5 protein-coding genes are annotated in these 4,912 nt (G+C 52.6%); 1 reads left to right on the forward strand and 4 read right to left on the reverse strand.

The features are described from left to right. On the forward strand, positions 1-550 hold a 550-nt coding region (locus V6D20_11040; protein HEY9816317.1), incomplete at its 5' end, for a HEAT repeat domain-containing protein. 18 nt (positions 551-568) lie between these two features. Here V6D20_11040 and V6D20_11045 read toward each other — a convergent pair. The 4 genes from V6D20_11045 to V6D20_11060 form a co-directional block, all read right to left on the reverse strand. Next, positions 569-1,138 (reverse strand): Uma2 family endonuclease, encoded by a 570-nt coding sequence (locus V6D20_11045; GenBank protein HEY9816318.1) that lies wholly within the window; start codon positions 1,136-1,138, stop codon positions 569-571. Between the two features lie 214 nt (positions 1,139-1,352). Then, positions 1,353-2,282 carry a GAF domain-containing protein gene (locus V6D20_11050; protein ID HEY9816319.1) on the reverse strand — a complete coding sequence of 310 codons (930 nt, stop codon included), beginning with the start codon at positions 2,280-2,282 and terminating at the stop codon, positions 1,353-1,355. A 4-nt stretch (positions 2,283-2,286) separates the two neighbouring features. After that, entirely contained in the window at positions 2,287-2,664 is a 378-nt protein-coding gene (locus V6D20_11055; GenBank protein HEY9816320.1) for a response regulator, read from the reverse strand. 19 nt (positions 2,665-2,683) lie between these two features. Further along, positions 2,684-4,912, reverse strand: a 2,229-nt coding sequence (locus V6D20_11060; protein HEY9816321.1) for an ATP-binding protein, incomplete at its 5' end; no start/stop codon positions are given.

Raw genomic sequence — 4,912 nt, forward strand, 5'->3', positions numbered from 1 at the left:
GATCGCCCAAGACTGGAAAGACGACCCCGATACCCTTCCCTGGCTCAAAGACCGCGTGCAACTGGATGACCATTGGCAGGTACGCAGTGCGGCGGTGAGGGCGATCGCCCAAGACTGGAAAGACGACCCCGATACCCTTCCTATGCTCAAAGACCGCGTTCTACAGGATGATTATGGGATTGTGCGCAGTGCGGCAGTGGAAGCGATCGCCCAAGGGTGGAAGGACGATCCCGATACCCTGCCCATGCTCAAAGACCGTGTTCTACAAGATGACGCTTGGCAGGTGCGCCGTGCGGCGGCAGCGGCGATCGCCCAAGGATGGAAAGACGACCCCGAGGTCATTCAGTTGCTGTTACAAGTCGCGATGCAAGATCCCTTTAAACGTGAAAGCCGTTTTCAAGACAATCCTCGCCTAACTGCCCTCGAAGCCCTGCTCCGCCAAGCACCGACTGCCCCGAATATCATGGAGCTGCTGCGCGATAGAGCTGAACATGATGGAGATGAACAATTACGGGATTGGGCACAGGAGAGATTGGGTAGTGCTATATGAAGCCGAAGGGCACCCTAGTCAACCCACCTGCAAAACCTGGGTGGCTGTTAGGTTCAGATTGCCCAGCAGTGGCGAGACCACAGATTCATCCCCAGAATATACCGCCTCTTCATAGAGTCCCTCCACCCACTCCAGCACCGTCACCCGCTGCTGCATCGGGTCTACAATCCAATATTCAGCAATGCCCCGTGCGGCATACTCCGATCGCTTGTAGCGATAATCCCGATTCTCCTGCCCTGGGCTGACCACCTCAACCACCAACAGCGGCGGCGGCATATCGAGCAAGACGAGCGATCGACTGGCTCCTGCTAATGCAGCAACTCCCTCGTCTGAGAAGATCACCAGATCGGGGACACGCACGGATAGGCGAGTGCTACTCACCGCAACCTTTGTCTTCATTGACAGGCGATCAAATGAAATCCCCAGCTTCAGGAACGTCGCCACCAAAAACATTGCGATGCGGCGGTTAAGTTCACTCTCAGCAGGCATCGCAATCAAGTCCCCATTTTCTAGTTCATACCAGTTATCCGTTCCATCGTCATAGGATAGGAATTCCTCAAAGGTCATCTTTGCAACGGCAATCGTCATCTCCCTACCTCCTGACACATGTGACGGCCCCCTGCATGACGTTGAAGCCGAGTCTCTCCATTATCCCAACATCTCCTTCAGTTCAAGCATCCCCTTGTGATGTTGAGTCCGGTTGAAAGGTCATATACTGGGATATCCTGCATTCAATTCCCCGCTTCGCCGCCCCCTTGGCAAGGGAACTACAGATATTGGGGTTCTGCCACAGCCTTGAAGTCTACCGCCGCTGCCGTAAATCCTTGGCCTTTTGCCGCAGCCGCACAAAGAAATCCGACTCGGTGATTTCCGCCACTTGGCTAGCCCGCTTCGCCTCATCCACCTCAATGCGCAACTCCTGCAATTGCTCTTGCAGCTTCGCCTCTCGCTGCCGAGCGGCCTCCATTTGCCGTTGGTAGAACAGCGCATTTTCAATCGCCGGGGCAGACTGAAGGGCGATCGCTGTCAGCAGCTTCAAATCCGCTGCGGTATAGGTAAACAACTCCGAGTGATGGATGCTAATCACCCCAATGACCCGATCCAGGGCCTTCATGGGCGCACAAAGGAGCGATCGAATACCAGGGACAACCTCCCCATAGCGCACATCAGCGACCACATCATTGACAATTTCGGAGATCCCCGTCTTGGCTACATAGCCAGCAATCCCCTCTCCCAAGGCCGTCTTAGGTTCCGCGACTGCCGGATCCCCCACCATGAGCTGCAGATCCAAGACCTGGGTTTCAGGATTCAGCAGCATCAACACAGCACTGGTGCCATAAATCAACCGCTGCGCTTCCTCTAGGGCAACCGTGGCAACGGTGGACACTTCTCGACAATGGGTTAACTTTGCCGCGATGTTGTAGAGCAGATTAATTTCTCGATATCGATCTAATACCTCATTGGCCAGGGTTTTCTTTTCCACAGCGCGCAGAGCCAGATCGGAGAGTAGGGACGCTAAGGGCGCGGCCTCTTCACCGCCCTGCACCCAACCCAACGTTTCCTCACCAACAGCGATCGCATAGCGGTCAGCCTCTACTTGGCCATCTTCACCCGCCAACACATTACCCTGGACATCATAAACCGCTAGAGGGAGATGGCTGATCTGCAGAATGCGCTGCGCTAAGGGCAAGAGCTCCTTGCGTAAGATAGATCGGAGCCGAATTTCCGCCATGGGCTTATAAACCTAAAATTTGCTGGGATTTTTGTAAAATTTCATCTGGATCAAAGGGTTTCGTCATGTAGATATCTGCACCCATGTTCTCACCCTTCTGCTTATCAATTTCCTGCCCTTTGGCCGTCAGCATGATGATGTAGGTGTTACGAAGATTGCTATCTTGCTTAACAGCCGCACAAACCTCATAGCCATTCATCTTGGGCATCATGACGTCTAAAAAGACGAGCTGAGGGCATTCACGGCGAATTAGGTCTAGAGCCTGCTGCCCATCACCTGCTGTCAACAGTTCTACCCCTTCATCCTCCAAGTCTTCTAGGGTTTGTTCCATCAGAGCCCGAATATGGGGCTCATCGTCCACAATGAGAATTTTTTGTGTCATGACATCAAGAATCTTAGAGCTAGGATGAATGCTGGGGTAACTCGTCCAGTGGCTGATCAGCTAGCAAGAAAAAGCATAGATTTTCGGCTCCTTTTTCCCACTGAAAGCGCTTGAGGATATCGTGCTGCTCCGCATCCGTGATGCTGGCGATCATCATGTCCGGCTTGGCTAAAACCACCTGACTTAAAAACTCTTGGCGGTTGTAAACCTGAACATTATATCCACCGGTGCGCAGAGCGCTCACCAGCCCACTCGTTGTGGATACATCGTCATCGACAACCAAAACGGTTTTCTGGGATGCACCATAGGAAACTAGCCGATCAACCTCATGGATGAGATCGCTGACCTCTAGCGGTTTTGTAAAGTAGCGATCGACACCTAGGCGGTAGCCACGCTCGCGATCTTCTAAAATGGACAGGATGATGATGGGGATGCGCGAGGTTTGAGGATCGCTTTTGAGGGTTTCGGCAACCTGAAAACCATCTACCCCTGGCATCACTATATCTAAGATGATCAAACTAGGGCAAAAACTACGCACTTTTTCGATCGCTTCTTCACCATTTTCCGCTTCTTGCACCTCATAGCCTTCCGCTTCCAATTCCTGGCGCAACAGGTTACGGATGTTGGCATCATCATCCACCACCAAGACGCTTTTGGCAGCAGGCGTTAGGCTAGAAGGCTGGGGCAGGTAGGCTTTGAGCTGCTTTAGAAGGTCATCCCGGTTCACTAAGGGGCGATCGCTCTCCTCAGAATCAGAAACGGCATCTTCTAAAAGCGGCAGGGTGAAGTAGAACGTACTACCCTGGCCTAGTTCACTTTCCACCCACAGCTCCCCGGCGTGGTGTTCAACAATTTGCTTACAAATGGGTAGTCCGAGACCCGTCCCCTGGGGCTTATCGGTGAGGGTATCGCCCACCTGCCTGAATTTTTCAAACACCTTAGGCTGATCTTCGGGCGCAATGCCGATGCCACTGTCGGTAATACCCACCACCAAGCGATCGCCCTCCTGTCTAGCCTGACAGCGCACTACCCCGGCGGGGGTGAATTTGACCGCATTGGAGAGAAGGTTGATGATCACCTGAATAATGCGATCGCCATCGGCCTGCACCATGGGCAAATCTGGCTCAATATCGCGCTGCAGATCCAGCGACTTTTGCTCAAATAGAGACGTGGTGGCTGCGATCGCCCGATCCATCAGTTCATCAATCCGCAGCGGCTGCATATTCCAATCTACTCGACCCGCTTCCATTTTGGCGATGTCAAGTAAGTCATTAATTAATGCCGTGAGGCGCTCTCCTTCAGACACAATGATGTCGATATTGTCCCCCACCTGGCGGGCTGTCCGTTCGACCTTGCGATCGCCCTCGGGCACTAACGGCAGCAAAACATCCTGGAGTTTCTTTTTAATAATCTTGGCAAATCCTAGCACCGAGGTGAGGGGTGTCCGCAGCTCATGGGACACGGTGGAGATGAAATCGGTCTTCATGCGATCGATTTCTTTCTCGGAGGTAATATCCTGCACTAGGATGACGGCACCAATATAGTCCGTAGCAACGCCAGGAATATCTGTTATTTCAGATTTGCCATTCTCAGATTTGCCATTCTCAGATTTACCATTCTCAGGTTTACCATTCTCAGACTCACTGCTAGCGGGTCTGAGAATCGCCGTTGCGGATGCCTTACCCACCCGTCCTCCTCCCAGATCCAGCTCTGTTGTCCATACATCTTGGGGCGATCGCATGGTGTTTCGAACTAGGTCTGCTACATCATCGCCTAGGAGGGTCTCACAGGACTTATGCTCAATATCTTCTTCCGCAGACAGGCTAAACATTTTTAGCAATGCTGGGTTATAGCGGGTCACACGTCCATAAATATCGGTGACCAGCAGCCCGTCGGCCATATTGTCAATAATTGAGGATAAGTAAATTAAGGTATCCTGTAGATCGTGTGTGGCATCTGCAACCCGCTGTTCCAGGGTATAGCTATACTCCGCCATCTGCTGGTTCGAGTCTCGCAATTGCCCCGTCATCTGATTAAAGGCGCGGGCCAGTAGCCCAATCTCATCGTCTGTTAACACTGGAGCTTTCAGGGACAGATCTCCGTCTGCCAGTTGAATAGCAGTATTGGCGATCGCCATGATCGGCTGGGTAATACGTCGAGAGAGGAGATATACGGCGACGAGGAGCAATCCAGCAGAACTCAGTCCGATCAACAAAATTTGGCGGGCTAGTTGGCGAGCAGGGAGGAA

It is taken from the genome of Candidatus Obscuribacterales bacterium (genome assembly GCA_036703605.1).
GTDB lineage: Bacteria > Cyanobacteriota > Cyanobacteriia > RECH01 > RECH01 > RECH01.

What these genes read in the sequence shown, in the direction of transcription:
- V6D20_11045 (HEY9816318.1), bottom strand. Translation starts at nt 1,138, where the DNA reads ATGACGATTGCCGTTGCAAAGATGACCTTTGAGGAATTCCTATCCTAT.
- V6D20_11050 (HEY9816319.1), bottom strand. Translation starts at nt 2,282, where the DNA reads ATGGCGGAAATTCGGCTCCGATCTATCTTACGCAAGGAGCTCTTGCCC.
- V6D20_11055 (HEY9816320.1), bottom strand. Translation starts at nt 2,664, where the DNA reads ATGACACAAAAAATTCTCATTGTGGACGATGAGCCCCATATTCGGGCT.